A 17,273-nucleotide genomic window follows, 5' to 3' on the forward strand; every position below is an offset into this window, starting at 1 on the left:
GAGAAGGGAACAGCAGTGGCTTGCGGGGTTGGCGGTAAACGCCCGGTCCGTGCCAGATCAGTTCGCCGCGGCGATAGATCCACATCAACGAAAACCCCGCCTCGGCGGGGTTTTCTGCATGGCGCGGTCGCAGGCCGCGACATGTGGGCGTGAGACGCGTGGACGTGGCGGGCCTGCGGTTCGCACCGCTATTTCAACGCTTCGTCGGCAGCGGCGCCGGTTCGGCGCGCCGGCCTGTCGGTGTCGGGCGCGCGTCGGTACGTTACGCCGCAGCACGCGCCTCGCGCGTCGCGATTCCCCCACGCCGACTGTCCGAGGCTCTCCATGCCGTTTTCCTTCCTGCGTTGCGCCACCGTGCTGGCGGCCGTCACCTGTGCGGCCTGCGCCAGCGCATCTCCCGTCGCCACGTCCCGCGATGCCGATCTCGACGCCACATTGGCCACGATCGTGAAGGACACGGGCGTGCCCAGCGTGTCGGTGGCCCGCATCGAGGACGGCAGGATCGTCGCGGTGGGCGTGGCAGGCGAACGCGCGGCCGGCCAGGCGGCGACCCGCACCACCCGCTACAACGTCGCGTCGCTGACCAAGCCCGTCGCCGCCGAGGTGGTGCTGCGGCTCGCGTCCGAAGGGCGTTTCTCGCTCGACGACCGCATCGCCGATGCCTGGGTCGATCCGGACATCGCCCACGATCCGCGGCACGGCCTGCTGACGCCGCGTTTCGCGCTGGCGCACCAGACCGGATTCCCGAACTGGCGCGATGCGTCCGGGCTGGCCTTCATCGCCGATCCCGGCGGTGCGCCGGGCTATTCGGGCGAGGGCTACGAGTACGTCGCGCACTATGTGCAGGCGTTGACCGGCGACCGGCTCGACCAGCAGGCCCAACGGCTCGTGTTCGAACCGTTGGGCCTGCGCGCCATCGCCTTCACGTCCAGCGGTGCGGACGTCGCCCAGATCGCCAGCAGCCGGCGCGAGGGCCAATGGCATCCGCCGGTCTTCCGCGCGCGCCCGTCGGCCGCCGATGACCTGCTGACCACCGCCGCCGACTACGCGGGGTTCGTGGTGTCGGTGATGAAGGGCGAGGGCGTCAGCCCGTCGCTGTTGGCGGAACGGCATCGCGTGCAGGCCGATCGCCGCGACGAAACCTGCGCCGGCATTCCCGCGCAGGTCTGTCCCGACCGCGCGGGGTTCACGCTGGGCTGGGAGCTGTTCGACTTCGGCGGCGCGCTGTACTACCTGCATACCGGGATGGACGAGGACACGTTCGCCCTTGCGTACTGGACGCCGTCGACCCGCAGCGGCACGGTGATCCTGACCAACAGCCGGGACGGCTACCGCGCGGTGCTGCCGGTGCTGGACGCGATCGGCGCGGACGCCACCTTCGTGGACATGCTGCGCGCGCAGGCCTCGCGCTGATCCTGGTGCGGCAGTTCCGTAGGGCGGGCTCAAGCCCGCCATGTCGATGTGTCCGCCGTAGCGCGCTCCGGCGGAGCACCCCGGTGTCGGACGGTCCGCGACGGCGGGCTTGAGCCCGCCCTACGCCTGCCTCGCGAAGTCCGCGGTTGTTCCCCTCGCCCTGCGCAGCGGGGAGAGGGTGCCGAAGGCGGGTGAGGGGCGAACGGTGTGGGAAGGCTTCGGCGCTCGTTGAAGCGCCGCGCTCTGCCCCTCATCCGCCCTCCGGGCACCTTCTCCCCGCACGCGGGGAGAAGGGAACACATCACCGGTACACGCCCGGTCCGCGCCAGATCAGTTCGCCGCGGCGGTAGATGCGCATCACGTCCACCACGTCGCGGGCGTCGCCGGTGGTGGCCAGGTCGGGGTCGCCGGGTCGTACCAGGCGGCAGCCGCCGGAGCCGCGGGTGGCGACGATCTCCAGGGCGCAGACCATCAGGTCGGCGCGGCCGGGCAGGGGGAAGGAGATTTCCTTCATGCCCTGCAGTTGCCATTCGGCGATCTTGCGTTCGTTGCGCAGGTCGTAATAGATCTGGTGGCCGTCCACTTCCATGCTGGGGGTGGCGGCGTTGCCTTGCTGGTTGCCCTGGCGTTGCCCGGCGCCGACGGTGGGGCCGAGGTTTTCGGGGGCGGTGTCCTGGGCGAGCATGCCGGGGGGCTGGCCCCAGCGGGCGGAGCGGCGCCAGGCGGGCGGGCTGGACGGGGGTTGTGCCCGGGGCGGTGCGACGGCCTGTTGGCTGGACGGGGGCTGGGGCTGGGATTCGTCGGGGGCGACGGGGTTCTCGGCTTCGGTCACGCGGGTGGTGTCCACCGGGGAAGTGACGGCGGTGGTGACCAGGGGCTTGAGGGGTTTGCGGCGTTTGTTGGGGGTCTGGGGGCCGGTCGGGGGAACGGGCGGGTTGGGGGTGGTCTCGGTGGGTTCGCCCAGGAAGTCGACTTTGACGCGGGCGCCGCCGGCGCTGCTGCTCTCGGGCTGGGACAGTTCGATCTTGGAGGAGTACAGCAGGGCGGCCACGAACAGCAGGTGCACGAGCAGGCTCACGAGGGAGCCGATGCTGCGCTCGTTCCGTTTGATGTGGCGGTCTTCCCTGTCCAGCGGACTCAACGACGCCGCGCGCGTGCGGCTTGGCGCATCGGTCATGCGGGGGAGAGGGGGGCAGGGGTGGGGGACTTCATGGGGGGATGCGTAGGACTTGGAAGTGACATTACCTGTTCTGGCCAGTCCTGGCCATTGAGCGACGCGTTCTCTTTCTAAGAAGGATTTCATGAGGCCGGCTGCTCATGTGATTATCGAGAAATTTGGAGTCGATTTGGAGCGCAGGAGAACTGCCACAACTCGAAATCAGAAAGGTGGATTTTTGCTGGTTAGTGCTTTGAAGCCTGGCGGAGAAAAATTTCTGCTGCTTCCGGTGATGGATCCTAAGATGTTTCCTCCCTTCGTTCGGCATACAAGGGCCGAATACATTTCGAAGTGGGGTAAGTCTTATGGAAAAAAGCAGTTTCACGTAAATCCAGATCCTGCCGCCCTAGAGAAGGTATGTTCGGATCTTGGATCGGTAGCGTATTTGGAGGCTCCAGCTTGCTTGTATTGCATCAAAGATAGCGTGGTGGAAAGTCTCGAGAAGTCTTCCAAGCGACGAGAGAGCTCACTTGCCGCTTCCGTGTTGGATGATTTTTAGAATAGTCACCCTTTGCGTAGGACGTGCTTAAGCCACCCATATGTCCGCCGGCGTTGGCCGAGGTGCGGCGCGGAGGAAGCTGGAACATCTGCGTAGGGTGGGCCCTGGCCCACCACCGTGTGGCTTGCGTTGACCGGACTTCCCCGACACGAGCGTGCGGTCTGCGGCTACGGTGATGATGTGCGCGCCCACGCACGCTGGGCGCATGCCGAACTACCGCCGCGTATGGGTGCCGGGCGGCACCTACTTCTTCACCGTCAATCTGCTGGAGCGTCGCCGCCGCCCGCTGGTCGAGCACATCGACCTGTTGCGCGACGCCGTCCGCGCGGCCAAGGCGGCACGACCATTCCCTCTGCTGGCCATCGCGGTGCTTCCCGACCAGCCGAGGGCGTGGAACGGGGTGGGGGAGCGGTAGCGGGTGTGCGGGATGCCGGGCTTGAGCCCGCTCCGCGGAGGCTGACGGAACCCACTCGGCGCGTATCACACAAAGCCGCCCGGTGGCCGGTGGGCCGGCGTGTAGTCCATCCCCGCGCCCCGACGTTCCATCGAAAACATCGACCGTTCCATCAGAACGATCCGACGTTCCATCGAAAACATCGGCTCATCTAACAGAAAGACCCAACGCTTCATCAAGAACATCCAACGTTCCATCAAAACGATGCAACGCTGGATCGAAAAGATGGAACGTTCCAGCGAAAACATCGGCTCATCTAACAGGAAGACCCAGCACTTCATCAAAAACATCCAACGTTCCATGGAAAACATGCAACGTTGGATCGAAAACACCCAACGGACACCGGACCCCATGGCGGACGGTGACCCCGCCCGCCGGGGCCATCCGACCCCCGAACGGGTCTCTCACATCGCCCCATGGCACCCTGTGCCCCATTCCGACACCTGTGAGACGACCGATGCGGCGCCTGCTGGCCCTGACCCTCTGCCTGTTCACCGGCCATGCCCTGGCCGCGAACCCCGTCTTCGACGTCCACGTCCACCTGCGTGACGGCGAAACCTCCCTGCAGCAGTACCGCGACGACGTCCGCGCCGCCGGCCTGCAACTGTCCGGCATCGGCGTGATGTGGTTCGGCGGCCCCCACCAGGCCCGGCAGGGCGACCTGGCGAAGATCCGCGCCGGCAACGACCGCGTCATCGCCCTGGCGGCCGCCCATCCCGACGTCCTGCCCATCGCCACCGTCCACCCCTACGACGGCGACGCCGCGATGGCCGAACTGGCCCGCGTCGCCGCCGCCGGCGTGAAGGTGCTGAAGATCCACGCCCACACCCAGGGCTTCGACGTTGCCGATCCCCGCGTCGAAGCCCTCGCGCGCCGCGCCGGCGACCTCGGCCTCACCGTGCTGATGGACAACGCCAACATCCTGCCCGGCGACAGCGAAAAGCTGTTCAACCTGGTGGTGCGCGTGCCGAAGACCAAGTTCATCCTCGCCCACATCGGCGGCCTGAACTTCCGCTTCTGGAACATCCTCGCCCTCGCACGCACCGCCGACGGCTTCGGCTTCGAGAACCTCTACTTCGACATCTCCGCCACCGTGCTGGTCGTGGCCGATTCCCCCGTCGAAGAAGAATTCCTGTGGACCCTGCGCAACGTCGGCCTCGACCACGTCCTGCTCGGCTCCGACTACCCGCAGATCGGCCTCGACGTCACCGCCAAGGCGCTGGATCGCCTGAACCTGAGCGATGAAGAGAAAGCGAAGATCCGCAGCGGGAACGCGATGAAGCTGTTCGGGCGGTGACGTAGGGCGGGCTCAAGCCCGCCGTGTTGATGCGTCCGCCGCGATAGTCCCCGGCGGAACATGGCGGTGGGGTTCCTCGATGGATATCGCGATGCCGGGCGATCCGCGATGGCGGGCTTGAGCCCGCCCTACGAATGCGGAGCATCGCGTGCGCGGACGGCAAAGCGCCCCTCATCCGCCTTCGGCACCTTCTCCCCGTTGTACGGGGAGAAGGGATGGGCGGACGTGCGACGGCTTTTCCTTCGCCCCGCGTGCGGGGAGAAGGTGCCCGGGGGGCGGATGAGGGGCGAGCGCGGCATCTCATGGCGCGCGTTACCATGCGACAACGCTGATCAGGAGGGAGTCTGTATGCGCAAGTGGACGGTGGTGATGGTGCTGGGCCTGGTGGCCTGCACGGGACTGGGCGCGAAAGCGGGCAGCGATGCGGCATCATCCGCCGCGAACGGCCCGTTCCAGGGCGAATGGGCGGCCTGCCACGGCGAGACCCCGCCGGATCAGTGCAGCCGCTACGTGCTGCTGCAACGGGGTGACCGCGTCTGCGGTACCTGGTTCCATTTCGCCACCGGAAAAGAGTACAGAGGCAGGATCGTCGCGCACGCGGACTCGTCCACGGAGGCGCGGCGCACCCACGTGTGCGGTCGCCAGAGCGTCGAGTCCGATACCGAATGCGAGGACGGCTGGCAGCGCATCGACAAACCGCTGCGGCTCTGCGACGGCGTGCTCTCCGACTCGACGCGCGCGGACGGTTCCTGCTTCGCCGACTACCAGTCCGTTCCGCTGGCCGACGACGCGCGCGCTGCCTTGCAGGCGGAACCGTGGATGCAGGCCTGCCTGTCGGGCGAGCCGTGACGTAACCCGCGCGATGTAGGGCGGGCTCAAGCCCGCCATGTGGATGCGTCCGCCTTGGGGTTGCCCGGCGAAACGTCACCGTGTCGTTCCCCGATGAGATATCGCGATGTCGGAAACGTCGCGATGGCGGGCTTGAGCCCGCCCTACGGGATCTCGCGCATCGCGTATGCGGACGACAAAGCGCCCCTCATCCGCCTTCGGCACCTTCTCCCCGTGGCATGGGGAGAAGGGAGCAACGGCGTGCGGCGCTATCGCTCAGGCGTGCGAGGTGGGCGCCTTGTTCCGCAGCGAGAGGCAGTAGGCCGCGGTGATCGCAATGCCGGCCAACACCGCCGCCGAGCCGCCGATCACGGCGATGTCCTTCGGTGCGGCGATCCAGAACCCGGCATAGACCAGGCCGCTGAGCGCCATCGACCAGCCGGCCACGCGCTGCGCTTGCCACGCGCGGGCGCTGGGCACGAAGCGCTTGGGCATCTGGTTGCCGAACCACGCCACCATCAAGCCGACCGCGCCCATCACGATGCGATCGACCATCTCGCCTTCGATGTAGCCGCGCGAGCGGGCGAACGTGGCGCACAGCGCCAGCACCACGATGCCGATGCCCCACGCCAGGCTGGTGATCACTTCTCTGTTCATCGCGCAGACTCCTTCTTGGACTTGGGCGCGGGACTGCCCGCACCGAACGAATGGACGAAGCCGAGCAGGGCGTCTTCCAGCACCGACAGCTTCAGGTGGTAGATCACGGACTTGCCGACCTTTTCCGCATGCACCAGGTCGGCTTCCTTCAGCACCGCGAAGTGCGCCGACATCGTCGGCTTGGACACATCGAACTGGTCGCTCAGCTCGCCCGCACTCAGCGGACCCTTGCGCAGCAACTGCAGCACCTGGCGGCGGGTGGGATCGGAAAGGGCGCGGAAGACCTGGCTCATGATGTGATAGTTAGCTAATCGTCTAACTATGTCAACCGCCGTCTGTCGGTATGACCTGTCGGTCGCATCCGGCGCGTTGGAGCGGGAAAGGTGTCCCTGCACCGTCCCCCGGAGTTCCACCATGCGCATTGCCGTCGCGTTGCTGTGCCTGCTGGCCACCGTACCCGCGCACGCCGGCTGGAAAGCCGCCAGTCCTGCTGTCGAAGAGGCGGCGAAACAACCGCGCATCGCCGCCGCCATCGCCGCGGCGATGCGTTTCGACCAGGCGATCCTGACGCACGACGCCCAAGTCTTCGCCACCACCTTCACCGACGACGCGGTGGTCAACAACCCGTTCAACCGCATCGCGCGCAAGCCCGACGCCGTGGCCAACTTCGCCACCGGCCTGATCGACTACACCACGCTGGACCGCGTGATCGAGTACGCCGCCACCCGCGGCGCGCACGACGTGGTGCTGATGGGCGAGGAACACCTGACGCCGGTCGGCAAGGCGAAGTTCACCGGCAAACAGGTCAAGCGCCGCACCACCGAAGTCTGGACCGACGAAAGCGGCGAATGGAAGCTGGCGCTGCGGCAGGCGACGATCTATTCGGCGGAGTAGGGCCTTTATTCGTTCGTCTCTGAGGGGGCGATTTGCCGGCATCCAGAAGCAGTACCTTTCGCCAAATTCCGTTATGGAAAGATCGGAGAGAATGGATGAGCGCATCTTCATTAATGTCATTTCTGATCCTGCTGGGCGCCAGCTTCCTTCTAGGCGGTTGCGCCACGAAATCCAACTACACCAGTCTTGATCTCGACTTGCTTCCATGTGAATCGGGTGACGCTCCGCGTTTCTTTCATTCCGTTGAGTTTGATGCCATGGGAAAGCTGCGGTATCCCGAGCAGATCAGGGGGATTGAGCGGCGATACGCCGGGCATGTAACCGATGTGGTCGTCTTCGTGCATGGTTGGAACAAGAATCCGACCTCGGCGGAGAGCGACTACCAGGATTTCCTTTGCCGTCTGCATGGAAAAATGCGTGATGTCATTGGGGACAGAAAGCGCGTTGGAGGCTTAGTCGTGATCGGAGTTTTCTGGCCATCGACGATCAGCGGACAACAAAAGGATCCGCTTCTAGCCAAGCCAGCTTCTTACTTCAAGATGCGAGACAGGGCCGACCACATCGCCAGGACCGGTCTATATGAGCTGTTCTTGACGATTGGAAAGCTCAATGGGCAGAGTCTTTCTGGCATGCCGGAGCGAGTTCAGCTCGTAGGTCATAGCTTCGGTGCGCGTATGGTTCTGGCCTCGCTTTCCGAACTCAACGACAAAGGAGAGCTGGATAACTTTCTGGGTTCTTCGAAAAGCGCAAATGTGGTGCTCCTGAATGCCGCCGTAGCCCCTGACCGGTTCTTGTGGTTACCCGGAGCCATGCGGGCATCTGCGGTTGAGGCAGAGATGAACTCCCGGGCTGAGGTTGCCAGATCCCAGCTTTTCAATGTCCATTCCCACAATGACGACGCTACCAGGCACCTGTTCCCGATCGCGTCCTTGTTCAACGATGAACCTGCAGTATGCGCGGCGGGTGCGTGTGGCGTTCCCGAGTTTATGACGGTAACGCTCGGTGAATCTGGAGACCTTGAGTTACCTGAGGATGACTGTCCCGATGCACTGCGTAGCATCAATGCATGGAATGTGGATGCTACGGCGGTGGTTGCCAGCCACACGGGCATTTACAAGGGGCGTATAGCCACGCTGCTGTCTCGCCTCACCTATGATGATGAGCTGAAGGATGCACTCCCGGTGCATGGATGTGTGCAGGGATCTGTTCAATAGTGCATCTGCTCAGGCCCCTTGCAAGGAGGATTTCGCGCTTCGGTCGTTGGCGCCGTCGGCGAGTTGTCAACACATGGGCGTTGCCGGCCCGCCTCAATCCTCGTCCTGTGCCTCGCGCCCCTGCTGGCGGATCAGCGCCAGTTCGCGGGCGTCGTTGATCGCATCGCGCACGCCGTCGAGGTCGACGCTGCGCTCGTCCGGGGTGAACTGGCCGGTCAGGGGCGTGTCGGGCAGCAGCGTGCCGGCTTCGAACAAGACCCACATCTCTTCGCCGTACCAGGTATCGAGCAGCTCCGGCGCCCAGCGGCCCAGCGTGGCGGTGAGGTTGTTGACGTCGCGCAGCAGCATCGTGCGCGCGGCGTTGTTGCCCCCCGCGCTGACCACCTGCGGGAAGTCGATCACCACCGGGCCGTCGGGCCCGACCAGCACGTTGTAGGCCGACAGGTCGCCGTGGATCAGGCCGCAGCAGAGCATCCGTACGACCTGCCGCACCAGCACGGCGTGGTACTCGCGGGCCTGTTCGGGCGTCAGTTCCACTTCGCCCAGGCGCGGGGCCGAAAAGCCTTCGGCGTCGGTGACCAGTTCCATCACCAGCACGCCGTGGAAGAAGCCGTACGGCTCCGGCACGCGCACGCCGGCGGCACGCAGCTGGTACAGCGCGTCGACCTCGGCGTTCTTCCACTCGGCCTCCTGCTGTTTGCGGCCATAGCGGCTGCCGCTGGCGACCGCACGGGCCTCGCGGCTGCCGCGCGACTTGCGGCCTTCCTGGTATTGCGCGCGCTTCTGGAAACTGCGCTGCGCCATGTCCTTGTAGACCTTCGCGCAGCGGACGTCGTCGCCCGCGCGCACCACGTAGACCGAGGCCTCCTTGCCGCTCTTGAGCGGGCGGAGGACTTCGTCGATCACGCCTTCGTCGATCAGCATCAGCAGGCTGGCAGGGGTCTTCACGGCATCCTTGTGTGAACGGGCTCGCGGCCGGAGCACGCGACGGGCGCGCAGTGTGCCCCAAAGCGGCGCGGCGTGCAGGGTCTCGGGGCGCGGAAGCGTGAGACGGCCGCAACGTGAGAGGAAGCGGTCGCTGTTGGGCGAGCGGGGCATCAAGTGCTCCGTGCGTCGCGTGCGCGGACGGCAAAGCGCCCCTCATCCGCCTTCGGCACCTTCTCCCCGTAGTACGGGGAGAAGGGAACGGCTGGACATGCGGCTTTTCCCTTCGCCCCGCGTGCGGGGAGAAGGTGCCCGGAGGGCGGATGAGGGGCGAGCGCGATGCATCATCGTGCACAGCACAACCGTGGCTCGCGGGCCTGCCATGCGTCTGTGATCAGCAGCGTAGGGCGGGCTCAAGCCCGCCGCGTTGATGTCGCCGCCGTGGTGCTGTCAGGCGGAACATCGCTGTGATGCCCTTCGCCGGGGCCTCGCGATGCCGGACGGTCCACGATGGCGGGCTTGAGCCCGCCCTACGAGGGATCGCGCTTCACCCGCTGCACGCGCTGCCGGTACGCACGCACGTTGTCGCCGTCGATGCGGGTGCGCTGGGTGCCGATGACGGTGTCGACCTTGCGGTCTTCGCCGGTCACCGGCTTGGCCTCGATGTCGGTCTCATGCTCGAAGGCATGCGACTTGTCGGTGTTGCGGTAGTACCGGTAGATCGCCCAGTACAGCGCCGCGGCGCCCGTGGGGCCGAGGGCCAGCAGCCATAGGCCGTTGTCGTCGCTCATGTGTCGTCGCTCATGATCCGGCCCAGATGATCCACAGGGCAATGCCCTCCAGGAAGGTGCCCACGGTCAGCGCGGTGAGCAGCAGCTTCCACTGCTGCACGGGCACGCTGCCCATCGTTTCGCCGGTGCGGCCGTTGACCGCGATGTAGTGCAGCATGCCGCCGTTGCTGCCGGGCTGGTGGTACGAGTACAGCCATACCGGCAGGTACATCGACACCCAGCGCGTGCCGTGCACGTCGAGCTGTTCCTGTTCCCAGCGCACGCCGCGGTCGTAACGGCCGACCGAGCTTTCCACCTGCGCGCGCGCGATCGACAGCAACTGGTCCTCCAGCCGCGGACGCAGCTGCTCCACATCGGTGTCGCGCTTCTCCGAGGTGAAGCCGGACAGGTAGGAGGCGTTCCACTTCACCGCGTTCTTGGTGTCGAACGGCAGGATGGTGTTGATGATGTTCTGCGTGTTGACCTTGGTGTCCAGGTTGCCGCGCTCGCGCGAGGATTCCAGCGGCAGGTCGTCGACGGTGAAGTCCACCGCGCGTTCCACCCGGTAGATGTCGGCGTCGTAGTAGGTCTTCTTGTTCTTGTCGGTGCCGCGCGTGTACTTGCGCGTCTGGATCTCGCCCTTGCCGGACACCGCCGCGCTCGCGTTGCCATCGACGATCATGTACGGCAGGTACACGCCGACGACGTTCTCCGGCGAGAACTGCTCCTTGAACGCCTTCAGCGCGAACAGCTTGCGCTTGTCGACGAACTGGCGGATGCGCGCGACCGCATCGTCCTTCCTGATGTGGAACGGCAGCACCGCGTCGGGCACGGCGCCATTGGGAATCTGCTCGTTGACGCCGAACACGTGGCGGCACCAGTGGCAGCGCGCCGTCATGGCGCTCTGCGTGTTCACCGTGACCTCGGCGCCGCAGCCGGTGCACTTGAAGGTCATCAGGACGGCGGCGTCGGCCTGGATGTCGCGCGCGCCGGAGGCGATGACGGTGCCGCGCAGCTCGGCGATGCCTTCGCCGAAGCCGAACGCTTCCTCGACGCGCTCGCCGACCCACTCGTTGCGGCAGTACAGGCAGACCAGCACGTCGCTGCCCGGCTTGTGGCGGATGTCGGTGGCGCCGCACTTCGGGCAGCGGTTCTGTCCGTCCTTCAGCTCGGCCGCGGCGGTGTCGATGGCGACCGGATCGGGCGCTTCGAGTTCCTCGCGGATCGCATCGGGCAGGGTGGCGGGATCGACCGGGAAACTCCCGGACAACGGTGGCACCTCCTGCGGCGAGCCGGGGCCCAGCGCAGGAGGCACCGGCGGCAGCGGCGGAGGCGCCGGACGGTGCGGGGTGGACATGCGTGCGTCCGCTTACAGGCCCAGGGCCTTCGCCTTCAGCGCGTCGTAGTCGGACTGCGTGATCAGGCCCAGGTCGAGCATCTCCTTGGCCTTCTTCAGCTTGGCGACCGGATCGTCCGCAGCCGCTGCCGCCGGCGCGGCCGGCTGCTGCAGGTTGCCCACGCCCATCATGCCGGTGGCCATGCCCACGCCCATCAGGCCCGCCGCGCCACCGGTCTCGCCGGCGGACTGGATGCCCTGGGCGACGCTGGCCTGCAGATTGGAGTTGCCGCGCGCGCCGGACAGCGCATCGGCGCGCTGCACGGTCTTCAGCAGCTCGCGCGTGTTGGCGTCGTACTCGATGGAGACGATGGCGGTCTTGACGATGGCCAGGCCGCGGTCGGAACTCCACTGGTAGCCCTGTTCGACGGCGGCCGACAGGCTCTGCGCGAAGCCCAGCGAATCCTGCTGCAGCTTGGTGATGCGGTTGCCCTTGGACGGATCGTTCGTATACAGGCTGAAGGCGGGCGCCAGCGAGCCGACCACTTCGTTGAACAGCTGGGTGGCCGCGGCATTGTCGAGGTCGGTGAAATCGAACACTTGGCCGGCCGCGAGGTACTTGGCCGGCACGAAGTTCTTCACGAACAGGATGGGGTCGACGATCTTCAGCGTGTACGAGCCGCGCGTGACCGCGCCGACCTGGGTGTTGAGGAAGCCGTCGTCCCAGTAGATCTCGGACTGTGTGCCGAAGCGGTTGTCGGGCAGTTCCTTCAGCGAGACGAAGAACGCGGCCTGCTGCGAGCCCGGCTGGCCGCCGAACTTGAAGCGTTCCCAGCTCTGGGTGATGAAGGTCGAGACGATGCCGTCGCCGGCGAAGATCGACTTGGAGTTGATGTCATCCGAACGCCATTCGTAACCGCCCGGCTCGGCGACGAACGCGGTGATGGCGCCGTCCTGCATCAGCAGCAGGCCGTAGCCTTCGGGCACGACGATCTTCGAGCCGTTGGTGATGATGTTGGACGAACCGCTGGTGTTGGACCCGCGCCCGGCATTGGTGCCCTGGGGCACCGCGGCGAACAGCGCCGCCGTCGACGGCAGGCCTGCCGGCACCGTGTAGAAATCCTTCCACTGGTCGCCCAGCACGCCACCGACCGCACCCACCACCGCCTGTACAAGACCCATGACATCGCTCCGTGATTCGAAGGCGGGAAGGGGCACCCGCCATGCCGGTCCGAGTATACAGAGCGATACGCGGTGTCCATGGCGCAGAGGTCATGGGCGCGCGAACGTTGCGAAATCGTTACGCGGCCTGCGTGCGCCGATGGCGGCTCCGGTTCCGGCTACGATGCGGCATGCCCGCCGACGATGCCGATGTCTTCGAAGCCGACCTGCCGCTGGTGCGGCGCGAGTTCCCGTGGGCGGTCCGTGTGGGTTGCGTCGCCGCCGGTGCGTTTGCCGTCGTGATGCCGCTGTGGGAACTCGGGGGTGCGCTGTGGCCGCTCAACCTGCTGACGCCGTTCTTCGCCATCATCATCGGCGGCGCGGGCTATGTCGGCGCGCAGTTCATGCGCGCCGGCCTGTCGGGCTGGGGCGATGTGTGGACCTATCCACGCGACGAGATCCACGTGCAGCGGCGCGAATGGGGCCGCCACACCACGACCCGCCTGAGCACCGCCAACGTGGCCACCGTCGAGGTGCGCCGGAGCGAGGACGCCGATCACGACGACGCGCCGTGGCAGGTGGTCATCGTGCCGAAATCGACGGTCTCGGGACTGGCCGCCATCGCCGGTGCGGGCGGTGTGTTCGATGCGGGGCGTTTCGGCTCCGAGGCCTATGCCGAGCGCGTGCGGCGTGCGCTGGTGGGGCATCTGGGGCTGTGACGTAGGGCGGGCTCAAGCCCGCCATGCTGATGTTTCCGTCCTGGCGCTCCTTGGCGGAGTACATCGATGCCGGACGGTCCGCGATGGCAGGCTTGAGCCCGCCCTACGATGTGTCGGCCCTGGTATTCCCCGACGGTGCACCGCGGTGTCGGACGATGGCTGCGTATCCGACAGCCCGTCACGCTTCGCGCATGCCCAACTATCGCCGCGCACGGGTGCCGGGTGGCACGTACTTCTTCACCGTCAACCTGCTGGACCGGCGTCGCCGGCTGCTGGTCGAGCATCTTGGGCTACTGGGTGAAGCGTTCCGGGAGACGCGGCGCGTTCGGCCATTCGATCTGCTGGCGATCGTCGTTCTGCCCGACCACCTGCATTGTGTCTGGCGACTGCCGGAAGGCGATGCCGACAACGCGAACCGATGGGCGCAGATCAAGTCCCATGTCAGCCGTCGCTTGCCGAAGCAGGAACCCTGCTCGCAGAACCGCACGTCCCGGCGCGAGCGCGGCTTGTGGCAACGTCGCTATTGGGAGCATCTGATCCGTGACGAAGACGACCTGTGCCATCATGTCGACTACGTTCATCTGAATCCGGTGAAGCACGGACACGTATCGCGTGCCTGCGATTGGCGGTATTCCTCGTTTCGGCGATGGGCGGCCCGCGGCGTCTATCCATGGGAGTGGATGGGCGAATGATGGCTGGCGTCGCGTCAGCGATGCGTCGTGTGATGGGCGTAGGGCGGGCTCAAGCCCGCCATGTTGATGCGTCCGTCGCGGTGTTCCTTCGTCGGAGTACCACAACATCTGATGGTCCGAGACGGCGGGCTTGAGTCCGCCCTACGATGCGTGGTGCGGTAGCGTAGGCCTAGGCCCGCCATGTTGATGTGTCCGTCGTGGTGTTCTTCGGCGGAGTACATCGATGCCGGACAGTCCGCGACGGCGGGCTTGAGCCCGCCCTACGGGGATGTTTGCGCAGGCAATGCCCGGTTCCTGCCGTCGGCCTTGGCGCAATAAAGCGCGGCATCCGCCGCATGCAGCAGCGCATCCGGGTTGCCGCCGTGCGCCGGGTGCTGGCTGGCGGCGCCGATGCTGATGGTGACGATCGCGGCGACGCTGGACGCGCGATGGGGCAGGGCGAGCTGCTGCACATCGCTCACCAGTTGGCGCGCGAGCGCGAGCGCACAGTCCGCGTCGCAATCCGGCAGCAGCACGGCGAACTCTTCGCCGCCGTAGCGCGCCACCAGATCGTCGCCACTGCGCAGGCCGTCGGCGAGGTGCGATGCGAGGGCGGCCAGCGCGCTGTCGCCGCCCATGTGGCCGTAGCTGTCGTTGTAGGCCTTGAACTCGTCCACGTCGATCAGCAGCACCGCCAGCGGCGCATCGCGTTCGGCATGGTCGTCCCAGGCCAGCTGCAGGCGACGGGTGAACTCGCGGCGGTTGGCGATGCCGGTGAGCGCATCGCTGGCGGCCAGCAGTTCGAGCCGGGCATTGGCTTCGCGCAGGGCGTCGGTGCGCACCGCCACTTCGTGGGTCAGCGCACGTTCGCGCTCGCGCGCCGAGCGCAGGCGCCGCCGCACGAGCGCGCCGAGCAGGCCCACTGCGAGCAGCGCCACCAGCGTGCGCAGCCACCAGGTCTGGTGCCACTGCGGCAGCAGGGTGAAACGCAACTGCGCACCGGCCTCGTTCCACACGCCGTCGTTGTTGCTGGCCATCACCCGGAACACGTAATCGCCGGGCGGCAGGTTGGTGTAGTAGGCGGCGCGGCCGGCGCCGGGTTCGCTCCAGGCGCGGTCGAAGCCTTCCAGCCGGTAGCGGTAGCGCACGGCCAAGGGCGCCACGTAGCTCATCGCGGCGAAGTGCAGTTCCAGCCGCTCCACGCCCGGGCCGAGCCGGCCGGCGCGTTGCGGATCCAGGTCCACGCCATCCACCAGCAGGCGCTCGATCGAGACCGGTGGCGGTTGCGGATTGCCCTGCATGCGGTCCGGATCGACGATCACCACGCCCTTGGCGGTGCCGAACCACAGCCGGCCGTCCTCGCTGCGGTCCGCCGGTGTCTGTGACGCGCCGTTGCCCTGCGCATTGAGCATGCCGTCGCTGATGCCGTACCAGTGCGGGGCGAGCTGCTGCACCTCGCCACGGTCGAGCGCGGCGAAACCGGCCTTGGCCAACCGGCCGATGCCGCGGTTCGAACTGAACCACAGGTTGCCGCTTCCGTCGTCGAGCAGGGCGAACACCGCATCGCCATGGAAGCCGGCGCGCTCCAGGTAGCGGGTGACCTTGCCGTCGCGGATGCGCATGATGCCCACGCTGGTGCCCAGCCACACGCTGCCGTCGGCACCCTGGCGGAAGGCGAACACGCTGGTGCCGGGCAGGCCGTCGGTTCCGCAGGTATCCACGGTGCCGCGGGTCAGGCAGCGCAGGCCGCTGCGCAGGCCGATCCACAGCCGGCCATCGGTGTCCTCGTACAGGGCACGGGTGTCGTCGCCGCGGGTGCCTTCCACCACGTCGACCTTGCTGCCGTCGATGCGCGCCACGCCCTGCAGCGTGCCGGTCCACATGCCGCCCTGGCGCGCGGGGGCGAAGGCGAACACGATGGTGCCCGGCAGGCCGTCGGCCAGGCCGAAATTGCGGGCGTGGCCGCGCGCGTCGAAGCGGGTGACGCCTTCGGTGCCGGCCACCCACAGCTGGCCCTGCGCGTCGGAGAGGATGGCGCGCACCAGCTGGCTGGGCAGCTGGCGGTTGTAGTCGGTGGCCGGCTGCAGTGCCGACCCCTGGTAGCGGGACAGGCCGGCGCCGTCGGTGCCGACCCAGAGCGGCCCGCCGGGCACCTGGTGCACCGCGCGCACCGCGTTGGAGACCATCTGCCCGGTCACCGTGACCAGCTTGGACGGGCTGAGCCGGTGCAGGCCGCTGGAGGTGGTGCCGATCCACAGGTTGCCTTCGCGGTCCTCGAACATCGACCGCACGGTCTCGCCCTGCAGGCCGGCGAGGGTGTTGTCGCAACTGAAGCTGTCGGTGGTCAGGCGGCACAGGCCCACGTCCAGCGGTGCGAACCAGACGTTGCCGTCGCGGTCGCCGTACAGGCTGTAGATGCGCTTCCCGTCGATCGACGCGGCGCGCGGATCGCGATGGAAACGGCCATCGCGGAAGAACGCGGGTCCCGCCTGGGTGCCGACCCAGGCCGTGCCGGACGCATCGACGGCCAGGCTGTACACCGCATTGCTGGGCAGCCCGTCGCGCGCGTCGTAGAGCCGCGCGTGGCCGTCGTGCCAGTGGACGACGCCGACGCCGTCGGCCGCGATCCAGATGCCGCCGGCGCGGTCGGCGACGATGGCGCGATAGAAGCCGCGCGGCGGGAAACCGTCGGCATCGCCCAGCAGGCGCGGGGCTCCATTCGCCATCCGCACCACGCCGGCGTTGGTGGTCAGCCACAGGCCGCCCGCCGTGTCGTCGACGATGCCGAACACGCTGTCGATGCCGTCGGGCATCGGCACCGGCTCCAGGGCGCGGCCCTGCCGGCGGTACAGGCCGCCGTTGAGGGTACCGACCCACAGGCCGCCCTTGCGGTCCGCACTGACGGCAGTAATGGCCGAGCTCTTCAGCGCCGGCGCGACGCGCGGGTCGATGGTCTCGAAGCCGTCGCCGCTGTGTCGCGCCAGCCCGCCGTAGGTGGCCAGCCAGATCGCGCCATCGGCCTGCTGCGCGATGGACAGCACCGTGCCCTGGGGCAGCTCGTTCTCGTACCAGACATGGGTGAACTGGCCGATCGCCCGCCGCGCTTCCAGCGCCTGGACGGGAAACAGCAGGAGCGCGCACAGCGCGGCGACGAGCAGGGCGCTGGCGCGCCGCACATCAAGGAACATGCGGAATTCCGGGCATCGGTCCCCCCACCGGT

Annotated in this window: 18 protein-coding genes; 9 read left to right on the forward strand and 9 right to left on the reverse strand. The window is 67.1% G+C overall.

Features of this window, described 5'->3' with window-relative positions:
• Positions 1–324 precede the first annotated feature (324 nt).
• On the forward strand, positions 325–1,413 hold the full coding sequence (locus ACSQ1W_RS05850; protein WP_436042224.1) for a serine hydrolase domain-containing protein: 1,089 nt from the start codon (positions 325–327) through the stop codon (positions 1,411–1,413).
• Between the two features lie 301 nt (positions 1,414–1,714).
• Here ACSQ1W_RS05850 and ACSQ1W_RS05855 read toward each other — a convergent pair whose 3' ends face one another.
• Positions 1,715–2,590, reverse strand: coding sequence for a type II toxin-antitoxin system RelE/ParE family toxin (locus tag ACSQ1W_RS05855; protein ID WP_436042226.1), 876 nt, complete (start codon positions 2,588–2,590; stop codon positions 1,715–1,717).
• A gap of 124 nt (positions 2,591–2,714) precedes the next feature.
• Here ACSQ1W_RS05855 and ACSQ1W_RS05860 point away from each other — a divergent pair, with 124 nt between their 5' ends.
• Complete coding sequence (locus tag ACSQ1W_RS05860; protein WP_436042228.1) at positions 2,715–3,128, forward strand: hypothetical protein; 414 nt, start codon at positions 2,715–2,717, stop codon at positions 3,126–3,128.
• A 205-nt stretch (positions 3,129–3,333) separates the two neighbouring features.
• Positions 3,334–3,543 (forward strand): hypothetical protein, encoded by a 210-nt coding sequence (locus tag ACSQ1W_RS05865; protein WP_436042229.1) that lies wholly within the window; start codon positions 3,334–3,336, stop codon positions 3,541–3,543.
• A gap of 65 nt (positions 3,544–3,608) precedes the next feature.
• Here ACSQ1W_RS05865 and ACSQ1W_RS05870 read toward each other — a convergent pair whose 3' ends face one another.
• A complete protein-coding gene (locus ACSQ1W_RS05870; protein ID WP_436042231.1) occupies positions 3,609–3,884 on the reverse strand; it encodes a hypothetical protein in 276 nt (91 codons plus the stop codon).
• Between the two features lie 155 nt (positions 3,885–4,039).
• On the opposite strand from ACSQ1W_RS05870, the gene ACSQ1W_RS05875 reads away from it, so the two are divergent.
• A complete protein-coding gene (locus tag ACSQ1W_RS05875; protein WP_436042233.1) occupies positions 4,040–4,879 on the forward strand; it encodes an amidohydrolase family protein in 840 nt (279 codons plus the stop codon).
• A 348-nt stretch (positions 4,880–5,227) separates the two neighbouring features.
• A complete protein-coding gene (locus ACSQ1W_RS05880) occupies positions 5,228–5,728 on the forward strand; it encodes a hypothetical protein (RefSeq protein WP_436042235.1) in 501 nt (166 codons plus the stop codon).
• A 255-nt stretch (positions 5,729–5,983) separates the two neighbouring features.
• On the opposite strand, the gene ACSQ1W_RS05885 is transcribed toward ACSQ1W_RS05880, so the two are convergent.
• Entirely contained in the window at positions 5,984–6,364 is a 381-nt protein-coding gene (locus ACSQ1W_RS05885) for a hypothetical protein (protein WP_436042236.1), read from the reverse strand.
• Entirely contained in the window at positions 6,361–6,657 is a 297-nt protein-coding gene (locus ACSQ1W_RS05890; protein ID WP_436042237.1) for an autorepressor SdpR family transcription factor, read from the reverse strand. The genes ACSQ1W_RS05885 and ACSQ1W_RS05890 overlap by 4 nt, the downstream gene beginning before the upstream one ends.
• A 121-nt stretch (positions 6,658–6,778) precedes the next feature.
• On the opposite strand from ACSQ1W_RS05890, the gene ACSQ1W_RS05895 reads away from it, so the two are divergent.
• Together ACSQ1W_RS05895 and ACSQ1W_RS05900 are read left to right on the forward strand one after the other, a co-directional pair.
• The gene (locus ACSQ1W_RS05895) at positions 6,779–7,258 is read left to right on the forward strand and encodes a nuclear transport factor 2 family protein (protein ID WP_436042239.1); all 480 of its coding nucleotides are present in this window, start codon (positions 6,779–6,781) and stop codon (positions 7,256–7,258) included.
• Between the two features lie 95 nt (positions 7,259–7,353).
• Complete coding sequence (locus tag ACSQ1W_RS05900; RefSeq protein ID WP_436042241.1) at positions 7,354–8,472, forward strand: hypothetical protein; 1,119 nt, start codon at positions 7,354–7,356, stop codon at positions 8,470–8,472.
• A gap of 93 nt (positions 8,473–8,565) precedes the next feature.
• On the opposite strand, the gene ACSQ1W_RS05905 is transcribed toward ACSQ1W_RS05900, so the two are convergent.
• From ACSQ1W_RS05905 to ACSQ1W_RS05920, 4 genes are all read right to left on the reverse strand, one after another.
• Positions 8,566–9,420: a PA4780 family RIO1-like protein kinase gene (locus ACSQ1W_RS05905; RefSeq protein WP_436042243.1), complete on the reverse strand. Its 855-nt coding sequence runs from the start codon at positions 9,418–9,420 to the stop codon at positions 8,566–8,568.
• 506 nt (positions 9,421–9,926) lie between these two features.
• Positions 9,927–10,187, reverse strand: a complete 261-nt coding sequence (locus ACSQ1W_RS05910) for a hypothetical protein (RefSeq protein WP_436042245.1) — start codon at positions 10,185–10,187, stop codon at positions 9,927–9,929.
• Positions 10,188–10,197: 10 nt separating this feature from the next.
• Complete coding sequence (locus tag ACSQ1W_RS05915) at positions 10,198–11,523, reverse strand: TFIIB-type zinc ribbon-containing protein (RefSeq protein WP_436042247.1); 1,326 nt, start codon at positions 11,521–11,523, stop codon at positions 10,198–10,200.
• 12 nt (positions 11,524–11,535) lie between these two features.
• Entirely contained in the window at positions 11,536–12,684 is a 1,149-nt protein-coding gene (locus tag ACSQ1W_RS05920) for an SPFH domain-containing protein (RefSeq protein ID WP_436042249.1), read from the reverse strand.
• 170 nt (positions 12,685–12,854) lie between these two features.
• Between ACSQ1W_RS05920 and ACSQ1W_RS05925 the strand changes: the two genes are divergently transcribed.
• The gene (locus tag ACSQ1W_RS05925) at positions 12,855–13,382 is read left to right on the forward strand and encodes a hypothetical protein (protein ID WP_436042251.1); all 528 of its coding nucleotides are present in this window, start codon (positions 12,855–12,857) and stop codon (positions 13,380–13,382) included.
• 23 nt (positions 13,383–13,405) lie between these two features.
• Positions 13,406–14,074: an REP-associated tyrosine transposase gene (locus ACSQ1W_RS05930; RefSeq protein ID WP_436042253.1), complete on the forward strand. Its 669-nt coding sequence runs from the start codon at positions 13,406–13,408 to the stop codon at positions 14,072–14,074.
• 260 nt (positions 14,075–14,334) lie between these two features.
• On the opposite strand, the gene ACSQ1W_RS05935 is transcribed toward ACSQ1W_RS05930, so the two are convergent.
• Positions 14,335–17,241 (reverse strand): two-component regulator propeller domain-containing protein, encoded by a 2,907-nt coding sequence (locus ACSQ1W_RS05935; protein WP_436042255.1) that lies wholly within the window; start codon positions 17,239–17,241, stop codon positions 14,335–14,337.
• Between the last annotated feature and the right edge of the window lie 32 nt (positions 17,242–17,273).

The organism is Pseudoxanthomonas sp. LjRoot143 (genome assembly GCF_964252945.1).
GTDB lineage: Bacteria > Pseudomonadota > Gammaproteobacteria > Xanthomonadales > Xanthomonadaceae > Pseudoxanthomonas_A.